The organism is Bartonella sp. AP3QHHD (assembly GCF_042195765.1).
GTDB lineage: Bacteria > Pseudomonadota > Alphaproteobacteria > Rhizobiales > Rhizobiaceae > Bartonella.
On record NZ_JBHIPC010000035.1, the window covers coordinates 1 to 20,949 of the forward strand.

17 protein-coding genes, 1 tRNA gene and 3 pseudogenes are annotated in these 20,949 nt (G+C 35.9%); 10 read left to right on the forward strand and 11 right to left on the reverse strand.

Annotation, left to right across the window (positions count from 1 at the left end):
- Positions 1-124: 124 nt before the first annotated feature.
- Positions 125-1,207, reverse strand: a complete 1,083-nt coding sequence (locus ACFIL7_RS01650) for a hypothetical protein (RefSeq protein ID WP_375634715.1) — start codon at positions 1,205-1,207, stop codon at positions 125-127.
- A 381-nt stretch (positions 1,208-1,588) separates the two neighbouring features.
- Here ACFIL7_RS01650 and ACFIL7_RS01655 point away from each other — a divergent pair, with 381 nt between their 5' ends.
- Both ACFIL7_RS01655 and ACFIL7_RS01660 read left to right on the forward strand, forming a co-directional pair.
- Positions 1,589-2,329, forward strand: a complete 741-nt coding sequence (locus tag ACFIL7_RS01655) for an antA/AntB antirepressor family protein (protein ID WP_375634716.1) — start codon at positions 1,589-1,591, stop codon at positions 2,327-2,329.
- Positions 2,326-2,604, forward strand: a complete 279-nt coding sequence (locus tag ACFIL7_RS01660) for a hypothetical protein (protein ID WP_006589100.1) — start codon at positions 2,326-2,328, stop codon at positions 2,602-2,604. The genes ACFIL7_RS01655 and ACFIL7_RS01660 overlap by 4 nt, the downstream gene beginning before the upstream one ends.
- 46 nt (positions 2,605-2,650) lie before the next feature.
- Here ACFIL7_RS01660 and ACFIL7_RS01665 read toward each other — a convergent pair whose 3' ends face one another.
- The 3 genes from ACFIL7_RS01665 to ACFIL7_RS01675 are packed head-to-tail and all read right to left on the reverse strand — an operon-like array spanning position 2,651 to position 3,419.
- On the reverse strand, positions 2,651-2,797 hold the full coding sequence (locus ACFIL7_RS01665; RefSeq protein WP_375633829.1) for a CopG family antitoxin: 147 nt from the start codon (positions 2,795-2,797) through the stop codon (positions 2,651-2,653).
- Positions 2,798-2,839: 42 nt separating this feature from the next.
- The gene (locus ACFIL7_RS01670) at positions 2,840-3,157 is read right to left on the reverse strand and encodes a type II toxin-antitoxin system HicB family antitoxin (protein WP_375633830.1); all 318 of its coding nucleotides are present in this window, start codon (positions 3,155-3,157) and stop codon (positions 2,840-2,842) included.
- Positions 3,147-3,419, reverse strand: coding sequence for a toxin HicA (locus ACFIL7_RS01675; protein WP_375634717.1), 273 nt, complete (start codon positions 3,417-3,419; stop codon positions 3,147-3,149). Before ACFIL7_RS01675 ends, ACFIL7_RS01670 begins: the two co-directional genes overlap by 11 nt.
- Positions 3,420-3,460: 41 nt before the next feature.
- Here ACFIL7_RS01675 and ACFIL7_RS01680 point away from each other — a divergent pair.
- The 3 pseudogenes from ACFIL7_RS01680 to ACFIL7_RS01690 all read left to right on the forward strand — a co-directional run.
- Positions 3,461-3,837 (forward strand): annotated as a pseudogene (locus ACFIL7_RS01680) (lysozyme); the annotation flags it as partial.
- Positions 3,834-4,060, forward strand: a pseudogene (locus tag ACFIL7_RS01685) (hypothetical protein). The pseudogenes ACFIL7_RS01680 and ACFIL7_RS01685, both read left to right, overlap by 4 nt.
- A 131-nt stretch (positions 4,061-4,191) precedes the next feature.
- Positions 4,192-4,411, forward strand: a pseudogene (locus ACFIL7_RS01690) (hypothetical protein).
- 166 nt (positions 4,412-4,577) lie between these two features.
- On the opposite strand, the gene ACFIL7_RS01695 reads toward ACFIL7_RS01690, so the two are convergent.
- The 5 genes from ACFIL7_RS01695 to ACFIL7_RS01715 form a co-directional block, all read right to left on the reverse strand.
- On the reverse strand, positions 4,578-4,898 hold the full coding sequence (locus tag ACFIL7_RS01695; protein WP_375683275.1) for a hypothetical protein: 321 nt from the start codon (positions 4,896-4,898) through the stop codon (positions 4,578-4,580).
- Positions 4,899-5,024: 126 nt separating this feature from the next.
- Positions 5,025-5,528 (reverse strand): tyrosine-type recombinase/integrase, encoded by a 504-nt coding sequence (locus ACFIL7_RS01700; protein ID WP_375683276.1) that lies wholly within the window; start codon positions 5,526-5,528, stop codon positions 5,025-5,027.
- A 710-nt stretch (positions 5,529-6,238) separates the two neighbouring features.
- Positions 6,239-7,186 carry an outer membrane protein gene (locus ACFIL7_RS01705; protein WP_375629670.1) on the reverse strand — a complete coding sequence of 316 codons (948 nt, stop codon included), beginning with the start codon at positions 7,184-7,186 and terminating at the stop codon, positions 6,239-6,241.
- Between the two features lie 558 nt (positions 7,187-7,744).
- Positions 7,745-8,017, reverse strand: coding sequence for a hypothetical protein (locus tag ACFIL7_RS01710; protein WP_375675692.1), 273 nt, complete (start codon positions 8,015-8,017; stop codon positions 7,745-7,747).
- Positions 8,011-10,386 carry a mechanosensitive ion channel domain-containing protein gene (locus tag ACFIL7_RS01715; RefSeq protein WP_375675694.1) on the reverse strand — a complete coding sequence of 792 codons (2,376 nt, stop codon included), beginning with the start codon at positions 10,384-10,386 and terminating at the stop codon, positions 8,011-8,013. Before ACFIL7_RS01715 ends, ACFIL7_RS01710 begins: the two co-directional genes overlap by 7 nt.
- A gap of 180 nt (positions 10,387-10,566) precedes the next feature.
- Between ACFIL7_RS01715 and ACFIL7_RS01720 the strand changes: the two genes are divergently transcribed.
- From ACFIL7_RS01720 to ACFIL7_RS01735, 4 genes are all read left to right on the forward strand, one after another.
- Positions 10,567-10,944, forward strand: a complete 378-nt coding sequence (locus ACFIL7_RS01720; protein WP_375613487.1) for a hypothetical protein — start codon at positions 10,567-10,569, stop codon at positions 10,942-10,944.
- A 91-nt stretch (positions 10,945-11,035) separates the two neighbouring features.
- Positions 11,036-13,549 carry a protein translocase subunit SecD gene (gene secD / locus ACFIL7_RS01725; protein ID WP_375675697.1) on the forward strand — a complete coding sequence of 838 codons (2,514 nt, stop codon included), beginning with the start codon at positions 11,036-11,038 and terminating at the stop codon, positions 13,547-13,549.
- A gap of 99 nt (positions 13,550-13,648) precedes the next feature.
- Positions 13,649-15,400, forward strand: a complete 1,752-nt coding sequence (ybaL, locus tag ACFIL7_RS01730; protein ID WP_375683277.1) for a YbaL family putative K(+) efflux transporter — start codon at positions 13,649-13,651, stop codon at positions 15,398-15,400.
- A gap of 15 nt (positions 15,401-15,415) precedes the next feature.
- On the forward strand, positions 15,416-16,369 hold the full coding sequence (locus ACFIL7_RS01735) for a YbhN family protein (protein ID WP_375613484.1): 954 nt from the start codon (positions 15,416-15,418) through the stop codon (positions 16,367-16,369).
- Between the two features lie 1,123 nt (positions 16,370-17,492).
- On the opposite strand, the gene ACFIL7_RS01740 is transcribed toward ACFIL7_RS01735, so the two are convergent.
- Positions 17,493-17,568, reverse strand: a tRNA-Lys gene (locus ACFIL7_RS01740).
- A 436-nt stretch (positions 17,569-18,004) separates the two neighbouring features.
- Between ACFIL7_RS01740 and ACFIL7_RS01745 the strand changes: the two genes are divergently transcribed.
- Positions 18,005-19,573 (forward strand): TerC family protein, encoded by a 1,569-nt coding sequence (locus ACFIL7_RS01745; RefSeq protein ID WP_375612149.1) that lies wholly within the window; start codon positions 18,005-18,007, stop codon positions 19,571-19,573.
- Positions 19,574-20,228: 655 nt separating this feature from the next.
- Here the strand turns inward: ACFIL7_RS01745 and ACFIL7_RS01750 are convergent.
- On the reverse strand, positions 20,229-20,372 hold the full coding sequence (locus tag ACFIL7_RS01750) for a DUF6990 domain-containing protein (protein ID WP_375634734.1): 144 nt from the start codon (positions 20,370-20,372) through the stop codon (positions 20,229-20,231).
- Between the last annotated feature and the right edge of the window lie 577 nt (positions 20,373-20,949).

A 20,949-nucleotide genomic window follows, 5' to 3' on the forward strand; every position in this document is an offset into this window, starting at 1 on the left:
CAAAGCCCCCTCTTCTCAAGAACACTTCACTGTTACAGATGTCCAAGCCTCTGAATCCGGTATGTATAAGCTTATCTTGCGGGAGATAAAACAATGAACGTATCTTTTCTTGTGTGTTTAAAAATCAATAAAACTGTCCCAGAACTCGAATTACTGCTGTAAACCTTGGACTTGAAAAGGCAGTGAATTGGTAATTCCGTGGTATGCCGGTACGGAGACTGATTTGGCATTCATGGTATGTTATAGCTACTGATGCAATTCGTGTCCAAGTGGTTCGTTCATTCTTTTCAGGACTTTCAAATACAATGGCTTGATCGGTTACCAAAAGACGTCCTCTAAGTGTGATCTTTTTATTAATATCAAAGAAAACGCGTTCTTGAACCCCCAACAATTTTTCATTGTGTGCTAAACGATATTCATATTCGCTTGCGTCAAGCTCTTGAAACATTTTACACGCTTCAGAAAAACTAGACACTTTAATATCCGGTAGCAACATTGCAACTTGTTCTTCAAAAAGTTTTACTTTTTTCTTTTCAGAGTAGTGAGCGATCACCAAAAGTAAAACAATAATAATGGCTACTAATAACCATGGTGAAATACTTATTACTACCACAATGCCTCCAATCAATAGAGCACAAAGGAGAAAGATCCTGATCCATTTTTCCAGTTGTTCATTTTTAAGTGCTGGAGATGTTTTATTAACGACTGAGAAATCAGAATAAGGATGTGCAGGAGGGAGCGACATTGAAGCCTGTTCTGGAACTTTCTCTTTAGAAAGTTTTTTGCGTTTATCTTGCCAATAAGCGAAAATGGAAAACGCAAAAAACGCAAAGAAAATTAACCAAAACCATCCCCAAAAACCTAACCCATCATTTTCATCTGATTTATTGTCTTCAATGGAGGTAATTTGCTTATCGGTATTCTCAGCTGGTGCCTGAGTCACGCTTTCATCTTGAGTAGCGACATCTATTGACGCAGTTGAAGAGGAGGTAACAATTTCATTATTGTGTGTAATTTGATTTGGTTTGTCTTTGTGTACAGAAGCACCTACTATCGCAGAGCCGATAAATAATAAAGCTCCAATACCAAGAGTTTTCAGTCCGTTTTTCCGCCATTTCTTTATACATACTAAAACGAGTCCGACAACCATCATTGGCAATGATAACAAGCACACGATCATTGCAATTGTATCAAGGGTATCCAGCATTACCTCCCCCTCCGCTATAAATAAAAAAGTAAAGTGGAAATTTAAAGTGAGTCGACAAATAAAGTAAAGACGTACTTATATAAGTTAGAAAAATGTAATATTACTGCTTGACATTATGATAGGAGTATGAATAATCGAATCAGGTGCCTCAAAAACACCTTAAACCATAAGCGGATTGGTTACCGAAATAATCAGTCTTCTATACATTAAAGACTTTGACTCATTATATGCTACATGCGTATAATAATATTGTCGGGTGTGGTTACGCTATACAATACCCTTGCGGGGAAAGTGTAACGACGGACTTATGGCCGTGTTTTTGAGCACCCGGCACTCTTCTTAGAGTGTCAATCAAAAACATCTAACCATAAGGAATTCATTATGAATACTCTTATAGAAATTAGAGAACAGGTTATCGATCAGGAAACTGTTCAAACTGTTAACGCTCGTGATTTGCATGCGTTTTTGGAAGGAGGTAAAGATTTCTCTACTTGGATTAAATATCGCATCAACAAATATAATTTATTAGAAAATCAGGATTATTTAGTTTTCACCAATTTTGGGGAAAACCTCCAAGGTGGTCGTCCCTCTAAAGATTATCATCTAACTTTAAGTGTAGCAAAAGAGCTTTCTATGCTTGAGAATAATAAGAAAGGTAGAGAAGCTCGTTTATACTTTATCAAATGTGAACGGCTTTTGAAACAAGTAGCAACACCACAAGTTGACTACTCTAAACCCGAAGCATTGCTTGGTGTCTTGAATCACTTACAAAATCAAATAGAGCAGAAAGATCATGTTATTGCTGAATTGACTCCAAAAGCAAAAGCTTTGGAAGGTTTAAAACGCTCTGATGGTTTATTCGGTCTTATTGAAGCAGCAAAGATGTTAGAGGTAAGACCAAAGGACTTAACAGATTACTTGCGTAAACATGATTGGGTCTATCGACGGGCTCCAGGGGCACCTCTGTTACCTTATCAGGATAAAATCAAGAAAGGCTTTATGGACTGCCCTGCTATTACTATCCAAAGACCAGATGGCACAGAAAAGGTACTCCCTTCAACAAAAATTACCTCCAGAGGATTAGCATGTTTAAGAGAGCAAATTCATGGAGGTGTACAATGAATAGCAGTGTCGATTTTTTGTGCGATTTGTGGATGGCATTGTTTAAGCTTTCTAACCATCGAGGCATTGGAGATGAGGACTGCAATGCTATAGTTGAGGTTATGGAATCGGTCGTAGATGCTCTGGTTTTAAAGCTTCAAGATGACGTGCCCAATATTACAAAAATCTTGGCAATTTTGACAGATTTTGGAGCTTCAGAACTTCCACATCGTATGGATTCTTTGTTGCGAACTTATGAACCAAATTTAGACAACCCCATTAAAAAGGTTGCTTAACTTAAAAACAAAACTCCCCTCCCTATCGTTAAAGGTGGGGAGGTAGTCAAGAGACTTCTTTAGGTAAGAACTCAAAATGAACGGATTTAAAATCAGTTAAGTCATAATCTGTAAGATCGGCAGTATCAACAAAGTTTTCTGCTTCTTCATCCGTCTTGAAAACGGGTATTTGTTTTAATTTAGAGGTTTTCATAAGAATTAGTTTTCTTTTAGTACGTATAGACTTTTAAAAGATTCAAAGCTTAGAAGAAATGTATCTGTTTAAACTCACACCATTTTCAGCGGCTTGTATTGAAAGTTTTCTATGGAGTTCTGGTGGTATTCTTAATTGAAACTTGCCACTATATTTACCATGTGACAAAGGCAGAGGAACTTCTTCTCCATTATGTTGCATGTCCTCAACAACTTCTGAAACAAGGTCCATAATACCTTTTAAAGCTTTCTCTGCTTGAGCATCTAACCATGAAAGGGATGGGAATTCTGCACACAATCCGACATATTCCTCATCTTCTTGCGACCACAAAACACGATATGTATAATGATTATTGTTCATGTTTCATCCTTTCTATCGCTTGTAAGATTTGTTTGACTTGATAAGCTTTTGCTTTGTTACTAGAATCTTTTTGAATATTCACACGTGGGTCACCAAGCCACAGGGTTTTAAAAACAAAGTGGCTTTTACCATTGTTCCGCGGTTTTCCAAAAAAATGTACACACACAGCCAACAAATCTGAAAACTTGATGTTCTTTGGTGATGCTTTCATCAAGCTGATTATTTTTTCAACTTTATTGTTCATAACCAATAATAGTATCATTATTAATCCTAGTTAATCATTTTTAGAAATAGCGTCAACTAACAAGAGCCTTTTGTAACTCGACACTGTTAAAAAAGCTCAATCAAGGTGAATATGAAGCTGTCCCTTCAGAGCTACAGAAATGGACCAAAGCAGGCGGAAAGCGTCTTGAAGGTCTCACACACCGGCGCGCGGCAGAAACAGGCTTATGGGCAAAAGGGGCTTATGTTTCCTCTAACTACCAAACAGTAGAAACGCAAGCACCAACGGGACTTTTCAAAGCTGAAGCCCTTGCACCGATTATTGGCTCTTTTTCTGGGCTTGGTGGTTTGTTAGCAGGAAATGGACCAATCCAATGGCTTTGGCAACCATTATGGTTTTAGCCGCATGTGCTGGTATTTTCTTTGTTGCTAAACGCTTTCAGGAGCACCGCCTATGATCTTATGGATGAAAAAAATCTGATGGTGACAGGTGCGGCTTTAGCCGCTTTTTTTATGATTTTAGCAAGAGCTTTTACTCTTGGGAAAAAAGCAGAGCAACAAAAGCAAACAGAAAAAGCTTTAAAAGCAGCCACAACACGGCTGGAGGTGGAAAGTGAAGTTAATCAAAAAAGTGATGCTGATGTGCGTGCTGCTCTCTCTGACTGGTTGCGCAACAAATAAATATGCTTCTTCTTGTGTTGGCTGGTTGCCAATTTATTTAGACAAGAAAGATCTGAACACCATCAGTTCAAACTTAGCAAGAGAGATCTTAAAGCAAAATAATCTAGGTGAACGCTTGTGTGGGTGGAAACATGGCTAGAAAAAAAACACAAGACGATATAGAGCTTACAGAAGCAGAAAAAGAAATACTTCAAGAAATCATCATGACCTACAAAAGCGTGAAAATGATGTCTCGCTTGATAAAATGGATGGCATTCATCCCTCTTTATGGTTATCCTTTATTTTGCTCGTCTTATGGATGCAATAGACAATGTCTTTGCACATTTTAAACAGTGGCTAACCAAAAACTGAAAGCTTTACCCCCTCCCCGCTTTTAAAGCGAGGAAAGAGAGATTATATCGTAATCTATCCGCTAATCGCTTAAGTGTTTCTTAGACACCTGACGCGACAATAGACATAACAATTATCAAGCCTCTCCGGATATAAAAGACGCCCCTTGTTCTAAGAGGGCACGGCGCTATTCTAAAAAATCCGTCCGCATGTAAGCCTTTGTCACTGAATTCCCAACTGAATACGCAAGAACAGATTCTGCAATTTCAAATGGTGCTGACGTTGTCTCTGCTATCCAGTCCCACAGAATCGATCTGAAACCATGAAGTCTATAATCAAAACCTTTGTCTTTCATGAATTTAGAAAGTGCTACATCAGATATAGGCTTTTCAAAACTCTCAGCAAATAAAAAACCATTTTTTCTATTTTTTGCTTTTTCAATAACAGCAAGCGCTTCAGCTGTAAGCGGCACATGAAAATCAGAAACCTTTCCAACAATTCTCTTCATATTTTCTTTTGAGATAATCCATATTGATCCATAAATCTCTTCTGATCGAATATGCCTGATTGGTATAAAACAAAAAACCGTCAAAATAAGAAGTTTTAAAGCTAGATGTGATACAAGCTCATCATTTTAAGATTGAAAAAACTTAGGCATTTCTTTCCATGGCATAGCTGGAATATTTGGGGCATTTTGAATAAACTTTTCTAATAAAGCTTTTGCTTTTAATTGCATATCCACATCTATACTAAGTGCCACCGCATGTTTTATAGCTATATTCAAGCGGGATAAAGCTTTACTTGCTGTTTCGTTTTTTGTCTTCCAAATGGGAGAAATGCATCCTTTTATATCAATTTGCGTCAGTTCAATGATTGGCGTATCACCAAGTTTAGGAAAAACATGTAACTCAAGAGGTGTTAACCAGTTTGCTGCTTTTCCTTCATTTTTCAATTCGTTTTTTTTCGCTTCAAAAGTACTAGAGGCAATTTCTCGTAAAGAAATACCCCCTGCTCGACGTAAATTTTCTTTTTGTTTTCGACGAATCGGGTCAATTCTTTGATCTAAAAGATCACGACAAGCTAAAGCTTTGAACAGTGCTTCTTTTAAAGATACATTGCGACAAGAGCCTAATCCCATTTCTCGTCGTATTTATATTGAGGTCAAACCTAAAAACCCATCATCCTTGATCTGGTGTAGTTTTGATAAGCCATAAACCAGCTCTGTCAGCATATTTTCCTTTAGATAGATTTTTTACAGATAAGACAGACAGTCTATCACGTTCTTCGAACCACCTTTTAAAAACCACCTTTTGAATTGCACTTGGAGCACTTTCATCTGGTACCAAGATTATATATAAAAGGCAATTTAATAAATAAAATAAAATAAAAACAATTAGTTATTAAACAGAAAAAAGATAAACTGTGCTATCAGGTGATATTGTAGAGAGTTCTAAGGGAAGAAAAAATTGTTGCACAAACGTACACGCCGTCCGCACCACTCTATGTAAATTTTCTTTATTTTCTCATTACTTAGATAGTAAAAACTCTCTTTAAGTTTACTGTTTGCAACTCTATAACGGTATTATAAAGTGATAACTGTAATAATATGAAAGACGAAGCAATCCTTCTTTGCCAATAAATGTTTCAACCACACCTCGTGAACTAAAAATTTTTTATTCTTAACAATTAAGAATCTGAGTAACTCTTCCTTACCTCCTCATTCTCACTCAAAGTCAAAGCCCCCTTTTTTTTACCATAAAATAGTGTTTACAATGCATAAAATTAAAAAATAAAGGCCCTATCAAAGAAATAGGACCTCTTAAATTTAAGCTCCTTTATCCTACAAAATTAGAATTTGTAAGCTATTCCTGCGCGAAAATCATTCGTCTTATACTTAACTTCAATCTCGTCTTTAAATTTCCTTTTACCAAAATCTGAGTAACGATATTCCGCACGCACAACAAGATGGTCTGTCATTGCAAAATCAACACCACCACCGAGAGTATAACCAATCATCGTTTTTGTTACATCCGATGTCCTATTAAATGGCTCACCTCCCGTAATTACTGTCGACAAAATATCTTGAAACTGTCCATAAGCAACACCACCAGCAATATAAGGCATCACATGCCCCGCAGAAAACCCAACACGCACCCGTGTAGCACCTGTCCATTTTTGTTTTAACGTATGATTAAACGTTAAACTGTCTTTCTCTTCTTTATCCTCTGCAGAAGAGCGAGAAAAGTCTCTACCCTGTCTTCTGACAAGTTTTGCCTTTTTTCGACTTTTTCCTTCTGTACCTAATTCCTCAGTATCAGTACCCGATCCTTCAGTACCCGATCCTTCAGTGCCCGATCCACCAGTGTCAGGACCACCTGCACTCGTTTCATCAGCCTGAAATCTTGTTTTTGTATCCTTTTTTTCCGTTAAAAGCATATCCGTATCAATCCCCACAATAAAATTATTACCGAGATCAAAATTAACACCCGCATAAAAACCACCTATAAATCCAGAAAGCTCAGGCATATACTGCTTCTCGACAGGCACCCATGGTTTACTTTTACTCTCCTCATCGGGATAGAGAGGAATATCAACATCACGCGTTATTGCAGAAGTCTTACTTGAAAAGCCACCAACTTGCCCCCCGAAATAAAAACCTGCCCAAGAAAAAGGTGAAGAAGCAACAACTTCTGAGGCAACATGTAATGGCTCTTCGTGAGCCACCACATCTGCAGCCTGTACTATAGAAGGTGAAATCAAAGAAAAAACAGATGCTGTTATAAATTTTGTATTCATAAAATTATACCCCATTGCTAAATTTATATAATCAAAAATCACATTTAGAAAAACAAAGTTTTATAAAATCTTATGCTGCAAAATCGCATGTACTCCTTTATAGTTACATTTAAATCTATTACTATATTAATATATCATTACATCAAAATTTAATATTATCAAATAAATTTTAAAATATTATAATAATGATTACTTAAAATAATAAATATTTAATAAAAATACCTATTATCTTGTCAAAAGAAGGAAATATAAAACATTTTGTATTAAAATTACCGCAAAAAAATCACAAAATAGTATACTTTATGCCTTTTTTCATGAAAAAAATCTAAAAATGATGTAATTATTTTTAGAGAATCGATGTTTATTGACAATATTATAAATACCTCAATATTCTTACATCCAAAATGCATACTGTAGATTCTACATAGTATAAAAAAGCATCTATTTTATACTAAAATCATACTTTTTTTTACCATTTTCTAAAGGATGAGATTATTAATTACACACAATATCATTATCCTTCTAAATCTTGTCCCCAAACAAAAATTCTCAATCATTTTATTTAAAAATTGCTCTTCCCCTACTGATTTCTATATTATCATCTGCCTTTATTGCAAAACGGTCTTTATTAGGAAAAGTTATAAAACATCCCTTCATACAAATTGTAATTGTTTGATGAGTATTTAAAGAAATTTTTGAAGGTATACTTCCTTCAACAACAATAAGAGATTGCATCTTTAAATCAGTATTCTTCACTGTTGCAGCAAAAGCTGTTATGGTAAAAATACTTAATAGAATAACTGTAATCAAAATATAAGTATATTTCAGCATTCTAAGATTCCTTCCTCAGCAAAACGCTTATATAGGCTAAATTGAAGAGCATTGGTTACATGAGAAGATGAGGTAATATTAGGCACATAAATAGCCAAATTAAAGGAAAAACTCTTACGATCAAATGCTGTAAAACTCACCTGTGGGATAGGATTTTTTAAAACGCCTTCTGTCGCAGAAGCAATCTCTAACAAAATTTCAGCAACATGCTCTGGAGCAACCTTAGATGATACAGTAACTGGTATATCAATTCGTCCTACTTTATTACGTCGTGTCCAATTACTAACGTTGTTATTAATAAGGCTTGAATTGGGAATAATAATCGTCTTACGCTGAATTGTCTCAAGTTCCGTTGCACGCACACTAATACGCTTAACAACCCCCCCTACTGATCCAGATTCTATATAGTCCCCTATTTTAAATGGTCTTCCAACTAAAATAATAAGTCCAGAGACAAAGTTTTGGACAATATTCTGTAAACCAAAACCTATACCAAGTGAAAGTCCTCCAGCAATAAGAGCGAAATTTCTAAGATCCAAACCTGCCATTGATAATCCGGTCAAAGAAGATACAACAACGCCTCCATAACTTATCACTGTTTTGATAGAATTACGTATACCAGAATCGAACTCTCCATGAACCAACACCACATTATCTAACCAACCAATAAATCGGCGAATAAGAAACCAGCAAACACAAAAAGAAATAATTCCTGTTACAAGAGAAATCAAAGAAAGACTAATATTTCCAATCTGAAAACCGGTCACCGATTGCCACAAAACTGCTTTTAAATCAGAATAGGAAAATCCAAACTGTACAGCAATTGGCATTGCACAAAATATAACAACAAATAAATTGAGAAAAACGCTCACAAAAACTCCCAATTGATTCATCGTTTTTTCTTCTAAATGAAACCTCTGCATCAAAAGATGACCAACCGTTGTTTTCATAAATTGGTCTTTAGTTCCAAGTGCTTGAGCGCTTTGTATTCCTAAATACATGAGAACTAAAAATGCTCCATCAATCATAATTTGCTGCGTAATAAAACGCGCAAGTCCAACGTAACCTAAAAAATTCAATACAAAGAGCAGTAACCCCAAGCCAATAAGAGGAATGCGTATATAAAATGGCCAAAAGTATGGCTCTTTTTTTTCTTCTTGAACACGCCTACGTCTAAACCGCAAAGGTACAAATGATATTATAAATAGCAATATCGCTACAAGAAAAACAGCAATAAAACTTTTAGCAATTGTTAAAGATAGAGGCGCTGAAATGATTTGATAAATACTATCAAGAACAGCGTCAAATGCCAAAATACCCCCTAAAGACGTGAGTAAAATCACTAATTGATAAGCAGACGATGATGTAATCTTGAGAAGACCTACATGGGGCCTATTCGATGATAGAAGAACAACAGCTAATCGATTGATTAAAAATAATAAAATAATTTGACAACCTATCATATCAAAAACTGTTGTAAGCTTACCTGGATCTAAGTTAAAACTACGAAACAAAAACAACACAAGATAAACGCAAAGAATACATACAAGTGAAGGTAAGAGAACTGAAATAAAGGCGATCAATAAGCGTTGTAAATAAGATATTTCCTCATTAGACTTCGTAAAGTGGCAATACACATGAACAAGAACTTTTTGAGAAAAATACGAAAGTCCCAAAGTAATAAAAAGTGGAATTAAAAAGCAAAGAAATAGTTGTAAAAACTTGAAGTAAAATATAAAATTCCACCAAGAATTTAACAACACAAGAAAATCTGATGAAGCCTCTTTTGTTTTTTGGACGAGATGTTTAACCATCGGAATCGAAAACTCAAGCCTATACGTAAGCGTGCGTTTAAAAAGCTCCCGAGATTGAGAAATAGAAAGTTCAGCTATTCTATTTGCCGCTAAGAAAATTGCTTCAAAACGAAGCATGATACTGTTAATTTTAGCTTTTTGCTCTATCAAGTAGGAATATTCCTTCACTGAGCTTTTCAGTTTTTTCACGTCACGATGGAGCTCCATTAATTGATCAAGAAGTGTATTAATTTCATTAAGAGTAGGACGCAAAACAAATGCTGCCTCAATAGCACGTTCACTGATATCTTGTGCACGTAACCGTAATTCTTCTAAAGCACGCTCATCTTCTGGTTTTCTGTCAAAATCTCTTTTTAAAGTTTCAGTATTTTCTTCAAGAGTCTCAATAATCAACTGTTGTTGCTGAATAATTTCATCAACTGAATAAGAAGCTATCGTTTGTTCGACAATTGTATTTTGTGCCCCCCTATTACCCCATGCACCAGAATTAAATACAAAGATAATCCCCAAAAGAAGGAAAAGTATGTGGATGTTTTTTCTACAAAATGAATACATATCTACCTTATGAGCACAAAAGGGATTTTATTTTTCTCTTTTAAATATGGTATAAAGTAGATATTTTCAACTTTTATAGAATAATCTTATAAAAGCTTTCCCTTATCCTATAATACTGGTAATAAGATAAAAGAATGATAAATAAGCTGAACTCAATAAGATTAAAGAAGGCACTCTAGCATGTTTTTTTTGCACCTTTATTGCAAAAAAGAAGATTTTCTTCCTTTGACAACCTGGATTTTTCTATCCAGTTTAGGTGTATTCTTGACGAGCAACCTAGAAACACGTGCTTATTTAATCAAACAATCACACACCAATAATGTCATTAAAACGAATAGATTTGATTTACATCATAAGTGTGATCAGGTGAATGTTACCACAACTGAAAACAAAAAACTTGTAACACTCCATACAGAATCTATTTTTATGAGGACCTTTCAAAAAATCCTAACATTGGATTTCTTTTTAATAAAGATTCCAGCTGTTGACACACGATTTCGTAACGTTAAAACACAATATTTCTCAAATAAACGCGCTCCTCCCAATGAACATACTTAATTCTCTTCCTTGAATATAAAAACGATCATCTTATTTTACTTGTGCTTTTAACTTTGAATAACTGTTAGATTGCCTATTTACGGAATATATCATGCGTACACCTGGTTGGTTAACTACCCTTTATTGTTTTATTCTTTTAAGCAGCATTTATGTTGCCTTACCCAATTTATTTTCACACGAACAAGTTAAAAACTCGAAATTCTTACCCGACACCCGTGTAGCACTTGGTCTTGACCTTCAAGGAGGCTCTTCTCTCCTGCTCGAGGTTGATAGCAAAACGTTAAAACGCGATCAATTACACATCGTTTTAAGCAATGTGCGCAATGTATTGCGTGAAAAACAAATCCGTACATCAAATGTGCGTATTGTTGAAGATAGCGTTGTCGCGCTTATTTCTGATCCCTCACAAACTGAAAAAGCACTCTCTGCTTTGAAAACATTAATAATCCCCATACACAGTAGCTTTGGCACGACAGAACATAACATCACGATCAGTGCTCAAAATGAAATGTTTCGTATCACATTAACGGAAGCTGGTATAAAAGATCGTATAAGCAATGCTATTGAACAAAGCTTAGAAATCATCCGGCGCCGTATAGATCAAGTTGGTGTTTCAGAACCAGCCATCCAAAAGGTCGGAAATGACCGTATTATGGTCCAATTGCCTGGTTTACAAGATCCAAAACAATTACGTGATCTTTTAGGAACAACTGCCAAAATGAGTTTTCATCTTGTTCCTTCTAATGTGGATCCCAATAATCCACCGATAGGTGTTTCAATTCTTCCTGGATATACTGATGAAACGCAACGCTATGCAATTTATGATCAAATTGCTTTAGATGGAAATGTCCTGAAAGATGCCCGTGCAGGTTTTGACCCCCAAATACCAGGACGTTCCATTATTTCATTTACGCTAGATTCCGCTGGCGCAAAAATATTTGCCGATATAACACGACAAAATATTAACCGTCCTTTTGCCATTGTTCTGGATAATAAAGTTTTAACCGCTCCGACCATCAATAGTGTCATTCCCAATGGACAAGGTCAAATTACAGGAAACTTTGACTCCAAAGAAGCCTCAACTCTGGCTGCTCTGCTTCGTGCTGGTTCCCTCCCCGCACCACTCACGGTCATTGAAGAGAGAACCGTAGGTCCAAATCTTGGTGCTGATGCCATCCAAATGGGACTTTACACCGGCATAATTGGCTTTATTCTTGTTGCAATTTTTATTTTTCTTCTCTACCGTATTTGGGGATTAATTGCCAATATAGCGCTAGCTCTGCATACAATTTTAACATTTGCTGCACTGAGTCTTTTGGGAGCTACGCTTACGCTGCCTGGTATTGCTGGTATTATTTTAGGCATCGGTATTGCCGTTGATGCTAATATCCTTATCAATGAACGTATCCGTGAAGAAAGTCGAAAAGGTGTGGGTGCTTTTGCAGCCCTAGATCGTGGATTTAAACACGCTTTTGCAACCATTGTTGATGCAAATGTTACGGCAATTATAGCGACTGTCTTACTATTTTGGTTCGGCACCGGTCCCGTTCGTGGTTTTGCCGTAACAATGTTGCTTGGTATTATCATCTCCATGTTTACAAATATCACCATTGTACGCATCATCATGATTTGGATCGTTCGTAAATGGAAAATTAAAAAGTTGCATATTCACTCTGCTTTCAACATCATGCCACAAAACACAACTTTCCACTTTATGAAAGCACGTTTCATTGGTATTGGCGTCTCAATTGTTTTATCAATGGCTTCAGTTTTTCTCTTTTTTAAGCCTGGATTGAATTTTGGTATTGATTTCATTGGCGGAAGCCAAATGAGTATTACCACGAAAGGACCAGCAGATCTAGCAACTCTGCGTTCCAAGCTTTCTACTCTTAATATTGGTGAAGTTACCTTGCAAAATATTGATAACGAAAATACCGTATTAATTCGCATGCAAAAACAAAGCGGTGGCGAAGCACAACAAACCACCGCCATTGATAAGGTCAAAACAGCTGTACAAAATATCTATCCCGATACCACATTCGATCAAATAGAAGTTGTTGGTCCCAAAATTTCAGGTGAGCTTGCCACAGCTGCTTTTACTGCTGTTATTCTTGCGGCTATTGCCATGTCTCTCTATATATGGTTACGCTTCGAGTGGTTCTTTGCCATTGGAGCAATTATCACTCTCATTCTAGACACCACAAAAATGATTGGCTTTTTTGCTTTGTTTCAATTTGATTTTAATTTAACGGCTATCGCCGCACTCTTAACAATTGTTGGATATTCTATAAATGATAAAGTTGTCGTCTATGATAGGATGCGCGAAAATATGCGTCTTTATAAAAAAATGCCGTTGCGCGAACTGATTGATCTGTCCATTAATCAGGTTCTTGTACGTTGTTTTTTTACATCAGCCACAACAATTCTTGCGATGCTCCCCATGGCGATATGGGGTGGAAGTGCTGTTCATAATTTTGCATTACCCATGGTCTTTGGGATTATTATTGCAACATCATCCTCTATCTTTATTGCTGCTCCTATTTTACTCCTGCTAGGAAATTGGTGGCGTGAGCGAAATAATCGTGCAAATATCAAAGTGAAATAAAAATGCCCTTTAATGCGTATGGTACATCTCGCCTCTCTTCTCATAGAAATATAGTCGTTTTCATTCATTCGCTTTTTGATCAAGAATAGTAAATAATCCATGCTCCACGACACACCACTTATCACAACTATTGTTGCAGGCTTATGTTTAGCATTTCTCTTGGGAATGATTGCTAGCCGTTTACGTATTTCACCCCTTGTAGGCTATTTGTTAGCTGGTGTTATTGTGGGACCCAATACAGGCGGATTTAAAATAGATTCTGTCATCATTAATCAACTTGCTGAAATTGGTATTATTTTGCTGATGTTTGGTGTTGGGCTCCACTTTTCATTAAAAGACCTTTTATCTGTCAAAGCTATTGCTGTCCCCGCTGCTATTGCACAAATGGCATTTTCTACTTTTCTAGGTTTGTGCCTTGGTCTGATTATGGGATGGGGCTTTAGTGGTAGTTTGATCTTCGGTCTTGCTTTATCCATAGCAAGTACCGTTATCCTGCTACGTGCTTTGCAAGAGCGTCATCTTATTGAAACGGAAAAAGGACGCATTGCCGTTGGATGGTTGATTATTGAGGATTTAGCAATGGTCCTTATACTTGTCCTCATCCCTTCCTTGGCAAGTGCCCTCAGCAATACCAAAAAAGAAGCGTTGGATCCTCTTGTTCAATGGTTGGATTTAAGTATTTGGGGTATTTTTGGTCTCACTATCCTAAAAGTAATTGTATTTATTGCACTTATGCTCGTCATTGGGCGACGCGTTATCCCATGGCTTTTAAAAATGAGCGCACAATCGGGATCACGTGAATTATTTCGTCTTAGCGTCTTTGCTATTGCATTAGGAGTAGCTTTCGGAGCCGCTCATTTATTTGGAGTTTCTCTTTCTCTTGGTGCTTTTTTTGCTGGTATGGTCATGAGCGAATCAGAATTAAGCCACCGTGCCGCGGAAGAATCTTTACCACTGCGCGATGCTTTTTCTGTTCTCTTTTTTGTTTCTGTAGGCATGTTATTTGACCCCGAGAAACTCTTAACTCATTTTTTCCCTCTCTTAGCAACCTTATTCATTATCGTAATCGGAAAATCTGCTGTTGCCTTTTTCATCGTTAAAGCTTTTCGCTATTCTAATGCAACAGCTTTGACTATTTCTGCAAGCCTTGCCCAAATCGGAGAATTTTCCTTTATCCTTGCTGGTTTAAGTTTAAGCTTAGGACTTTTAAACAATGACGCTCATGATTTAATTCTTGGAGGAGCAATTTTTTCTATTTTGCTCAATCCTCTTGTTTTCATTGCCTGTAATAAAATTAAAAAACGTCTAGAAAAAAATTCTGCATCTTCACAAAATACCCAAATAATTATTGATATTGATCCACAAGATCCTGACCAAGATTTTTTACCGATGACCTTAAAAAACAACCATATCGTAATTATTGGCTATGGTCGTATCGGTAAGTGTGTTGCATTATCTTTAATAAATAAAGGTGAACCTATAGTGATCGTAGAAGAATCAAAACGCCTCTCTGATAAAGCGATTGCAGATGGCTTTGAGGCTATTTGCGGCAATATCATTCAACAAGAAATAATGAACGCAGCAAATATAAATAATGCACATAAAGTTGTTATTACAATGCGAAGTACCATTGAAGTAGGAGAATGTATCGTGAATATCCGTGATATGAAGAAAGATATCCAGATAATCACACATGCATTATCCGACACAGAGACAACATATCTCATTGATTTAGGTGCTGATGTTGTAGTAACAGATGATGAAGAAATTGCCAATGGCATTATAGAGTATATAACAGAACGAAGATCTGTAAGGAATATGCTCAATCATGAAAATTTACAGAAAACATAAAATGGATACAGAATCGTGAAAATAAAGCAATTTATATGGCCATTGATTGGTATCTTAGCAATGCTGGTATCTATTCGAATTCTTTACATGAAGCTCTCTGCCATTTCATTTGGGGATGTATTGGAGCGCTTGAGCAATTTAAATGCACAGCACTGGTTATTAGCCTGTTTATGTTCTCTCCTAGCTTATGCTGCTCTTGCTGGATATGATCGAATTGCCTTGCAACATCTAGGCCATAAAATTTCTTGGATTTTTATCGCTATATGTTCATTTACAACCTACGCTCTTTCACACAATATCGGTGCTTCAGTTTTTTCTGGTGCCGTTGTACGCTATCGCGCCTATAAAATGAAAGGATTAAACGGAACAGAAATCGCAATATTAGTAGGTTTTTGCTCTTTTACTTTTGTAATCGGCACAATCTTACTTTTGGGAATCGTTTTGGTGCTGCAACCCGAAATTATCACCCTCATTCATAAAGAACTTCCTGAATGGCTCGGAACAACGGCTGGAGCAATTTTACTCAGCTGTATAGCACTTTATACGTTTGGCAGCTGGCTTCAGTTAAAACCCTTACGCTTGGGGAAGAAAATTCAACTTTCCTATCCACGACTGAAAATTGTTATTCAACAGCTTCTCATTAGCCCTCTAGAGCTTTTAGGAGCAGCAGGAATTATATATGCTGTTCTCCCACATAACGCAGATATTCATTTTATCTCTGTTCTTGGTGTTTTCCTAGCATCTTTTACGATAACTCTTCTCTCTAATGCTCCAGCAGGAGGAGTAGGAGTTCTTGAAGCTCTCTTCATAACAGGCATGCCCAATATAAATCCAACCGATGTTATTGCAGCACTTATTGTCTTTAGAATGTTTTATTTGATTATACCCCTCATCCTTTCATTATTTGTGGTCGTCATTTTTGAGGCGCAACAATATTGGAAAAGAGCCCCCAAAACACCACCTGAATAAATAAAAGGCTATCAATGACTTCTTTTTTATGTACCTATAAAAGAACAAAACACCATCGTGTTACCAATTTACATATCTTTTTTAAGAAACCTCTCTCAACGCTCTTCTCCATTACACAACAATACCCGTAAATGGTATAATAGTAAAGCTATTGTTGCACCAACATCTTTATACTTAATAAAAGAGCAAGCCTGCGCCATTATACTATTTTTCCAATGTTATGATAACTTTTAGCACTTAAGAACATTAATAAGAATTATTTTTATGCCTTTCTTCAATAGGCTTTATCCACACGTTAATCCCATTTATGATGCACAAATGAATGATTTTAATTAATTTATTATAAGAGGGATTGAAACAAAAGAAGTTTATGATAGTAAAGTTTTTTCAAACAAAGAATAATCAATTCTTTATAAATCAATATATTATAATGAATCTGAGTGGCTTTCTTAATATTTATATTTTTAGAGGTTTAGCTAACGGAAAGACAGCATAGCGTAAAACCACACAGCTTAATATTTTAAAACTTTAAGCCTCATTAAAGTTTATTGTCTTTCGTTTAACAGGTATTAGCTTTAAACAATTAAACTGATCTAATTTTATTACTTGTATATCCATATAACTACTATGTATGTCCAGATAACTACTTTATTTTATCTTGATTTACCCTCTTGGAATACTGATGATTATTACAGAAGTTTTTTGTTTAAGCGGGAGAGTTATCAAAAAATATCCACGCTGCTGACACAACTAAAGTGTAAAGTTTCTTCTGTCTTTAAACAATATGCTAAAAATCCAAAAAAATTTTAATCAATTTATATTAAAAGAAGTGAAAACTGTTGATTTTTATACCCCTTTAAATAACACAATTGTCGGTAAGAAGCTTCTCCTTACCAATTGCAACTTAAAAAAAAGAAACAATACGCATTAAAAGATCTTTAAATGTCCTTTGGAAGTTCTTTGAGTCCCCTAAAAAGTACAAAAACCGATGACTAAGCTATATCAACAATCTTCACTTTTAAACAAACAGATATGGGGAAATCCTACTGCCCAATTTTATTTAGCAACTCATACCTTAAAAAAAATTACGCAATCAATAAGTTATTTACGGTATAAAATAAAATGGTGGGTGATGAGGGGATCGAACCCACGACCCGCTGATTAAGAGTCAGCTGCTCTACCGACTGAGCTAATCACCCATAAGCTTCTCAAAAGACGAGAATGAGCGTTTCTATAACGCTCCTAAGGATAGATGTCCAGATATTTTGTTGTTTGTTATATAAACTCATTGTCTGTAAGGTTAAAAATATGATATTCACCACTTGATCTTATATAAAAATAAACCCATTATAAGAAGCTTTATAAATAAATGTTCTGATTGTTATACAGAACCTATAGTTAGAGGATTATCGAGCATAATGCCCGAGCGAAAATTAGAGGAACCTTCTTGTGGTTGTAAGCGGGATGGGGCATCATTTTGTTTTATCAAAAATCACATGCATTCAAGCAATATTGTGCTGTTTTTTTCTTTGAATATAAGTTTTTTACATTCAATGTTCATGATCCAATATACGAACAAAAGCCTATGAATTTTTTTTGTCAATCGCGCGCTTTTAAGCTTCTAAAAGGTAAGGAATGATGGAATGGATCACTGATCCCCATGCGTGGTTTGGTTTGATCACGCTGGTTTTTCTCGAAATTGTTTTAGGAATAGATAACCTTATCTTTATTGCAATTTTAGCTGAAAAATTGCCACTGCATTTGCGTGACCGCGCACGCTTTATAGGTCTTACTTTAGCATTAATTATGCGGCTTTTTCTTCTTACCGTTATTGGATGGGTTATGAGACTCGATAGAGTAATTCTTTCACTTTCATCTTTTGTATTTAGTTGGCATAGCTTTATTTTAATCGGTGGTGGAGCCTTTTTGCTCGCAAAGGGAACGCTAGAATTACATGAAAGGTTAGAAGGAGTATCACATGAAAGAAAAACAGGCGTTGGTTATGCTGTTTTTTGGCAAGTAATCGTCCAAGTCGTGGTGCTGGATGCCGTTTTTTCACTAGACAGTATTATTACCGCAACAGGTATGATTGCAAAAGAGCAGGCAGCAGTTATGTATATCGCAGTCATAGCTGCTATGGGAGTAATGATGTGCGGATCTGGTGCTCTTATGCGTTTTATTAATCGTCATCCCACTATTGTAATCCTTTGTCTTGGTTTTTTGATGATGATTGGTTTTACTCTCATTGTTGAAGGATTTGGTTTTCATATTCCAAAAGGGTATTTGTATGCTGCTATTGGTTTTTCTGTTCTTATCGAAGCTTTTAATCAAATTGGACGTCGTAACCGTGAAAAAATGATTAAAACGAATGATCTACGCAGTAGAACAGCTGATGCTGTTTTGAGGCTCTTAGGAGGAGGAAGCAAAGATAGTCACCTTGCTGAGACTGTAGATGTTATTGCTGAACAGGCCGCAGCTTCTGAATTGTTTAGACCAGAAGAAAAGGAGATGATTCGTGGTGTTCTCGATTTAGCTGATCGCCCTGTTCGCTCTATCATGTCGCCGCGTAATGAGATTGAGTGGTTAGATTTAAATGCTGATGAAAATGAAATGCGTGAAGAATTACAAAAGGTTAAACATAGCCGCTTAATTCTTGCGCGTGAAAAAGTGGATGAATTTGTTGGCGTTGCATTGACAAAAGATCTTCTTTTGAATTTGGCTGAGGGGAAAAAGATTAATTGGAAAAAAGCTATGCGAGAACCCCTCGTTGTTCATGAAAATACAAGTGTTTTACGATTGATGGAGCAATTACGTCATTCTTCGATTCAGCTTGCAATTATTGTTGATGAGCATGGATCTTTTGAAGGAATTGCAACACCAACCGATATTCTCGAAGCTATTGCAGGAGACTTTCCTGATGACGATGAAGAACTCATGATCGCAGAACAACTTGAAAATGGCAGTCTTCTTGTTGAGGGATATGCTGATATCCGCCGTTTAAGTGGTTATCTTGGGCGTAACCTTGTGGATGAAGCAGATCGTTATACGACTCTGGCAGGCTTTATGCTTTGGCAGTTTGGTCATTTACCAAATGAGGGAGAAAGCTTTGAAACTGATGGTTTACACTTTAAAGTGATTGAAATGGAACGCCGAAACATATCTAAAATCCTTATTTCTCCACTTGTATCACCAGAAAAAAGCTAATTCTTTTTATAAGCAAAATGAATAAAAAGATTTTTTTATGATTAAAAATTGAAAAGAATAAGCAGTTGATAACTCAATTGCATTTCATTATTTTTATATTTTTTTTAAGCGTAAAGTAATGACATACAAAAGTTATATTATCAATGAACTTTCCATTATAAAAAATTTTCATTGATGATTGACGAAAAGCTGGAAGAGAGAAAATGGTGCAAAATTATTTGTCAATGGTCATTAACCTCAAAACAATGAATATATACAACATATTGATTTATAATAATTATTTATTACAATATTACCTTCACATCAAGAAAGCCTCTTTCAAACATCAGATTTCCGCCAATGGATAAAACTCCACCATTGTTGAGTTAACTCAACTGATGATGGCATCTTTAAACCAGACTCTGGCTCCTATAATCTTTTTAGATCTTCTTGATATTTCTTAAGGAACTATTCCTTAGCTTTTGTTTCGATAAATTTAGCTATTTTTTTCCTTCCAAGAATGAAACTCCACCTCTCTGGAAAGCTCTTATTAAGAACTTTGTTTTTCTTCCAGATGGTTCATATTTTTTACTACTTTTGCAATGAAAGCGTAGCTGAGTTGCTTAGATTTGACTACTTCTTTGACTAAAGCCAATGCACGTTCAAAATGAATCTGTTAGGTATTTTCATCAAAGCCTAAATGATCCTCTGTACTGAAAATTTGGTAATAAGATTGTAAGGTTGCAACATCACCCAATAAAGCTAGTGCACCAATATGAAGTAAGCTATAATCTGCATCATCTACCTTGATAACCTTTATGTGCCCTCCAACTTCACTCTATCGCCAAGGTGGTGCTCCATATCTGGAATAAAAGCATTTATGAAGATCAATTTTTTCTATCGCCTATTTCAAGACATAATCCCGCTTAATTCCAACCAATCCGCATATATTTCTTCTTCACAAACTCTCAACCCCTTTTTATAAAAATCAAGTTGTAGATCTTGTAAGTGCTGAGAATTGATAGGGATCAATTACCATAGGCAGCAGCTAAAATACCAGTACTAATCGAAACTCCAACATCAACTTACGGATAACCTTTGATAATTGCGTCATTATAAAGAATTTGTACTTCACAATCTGGTAGTTGATAACATGCTGAATAATTATCTACCTCTTTAATTTTTTCAACAAACCAATCAAGATTTTTGAAGAACACTGTTGCACTCTCCATGATTAAAAAATTCTTTGCTCTACCTCAAAAGAGGTTGTATCCATATCAAAAGTCAAAAGCGAAGCAGATTTTTGCAAACAAAAGTGATAACGCCGTGTAAGAGAAGAATCTTATCAATAAGGTCTTTGGTGATTTCTTTTGCAACGTCTAAACGAGATGGAATCT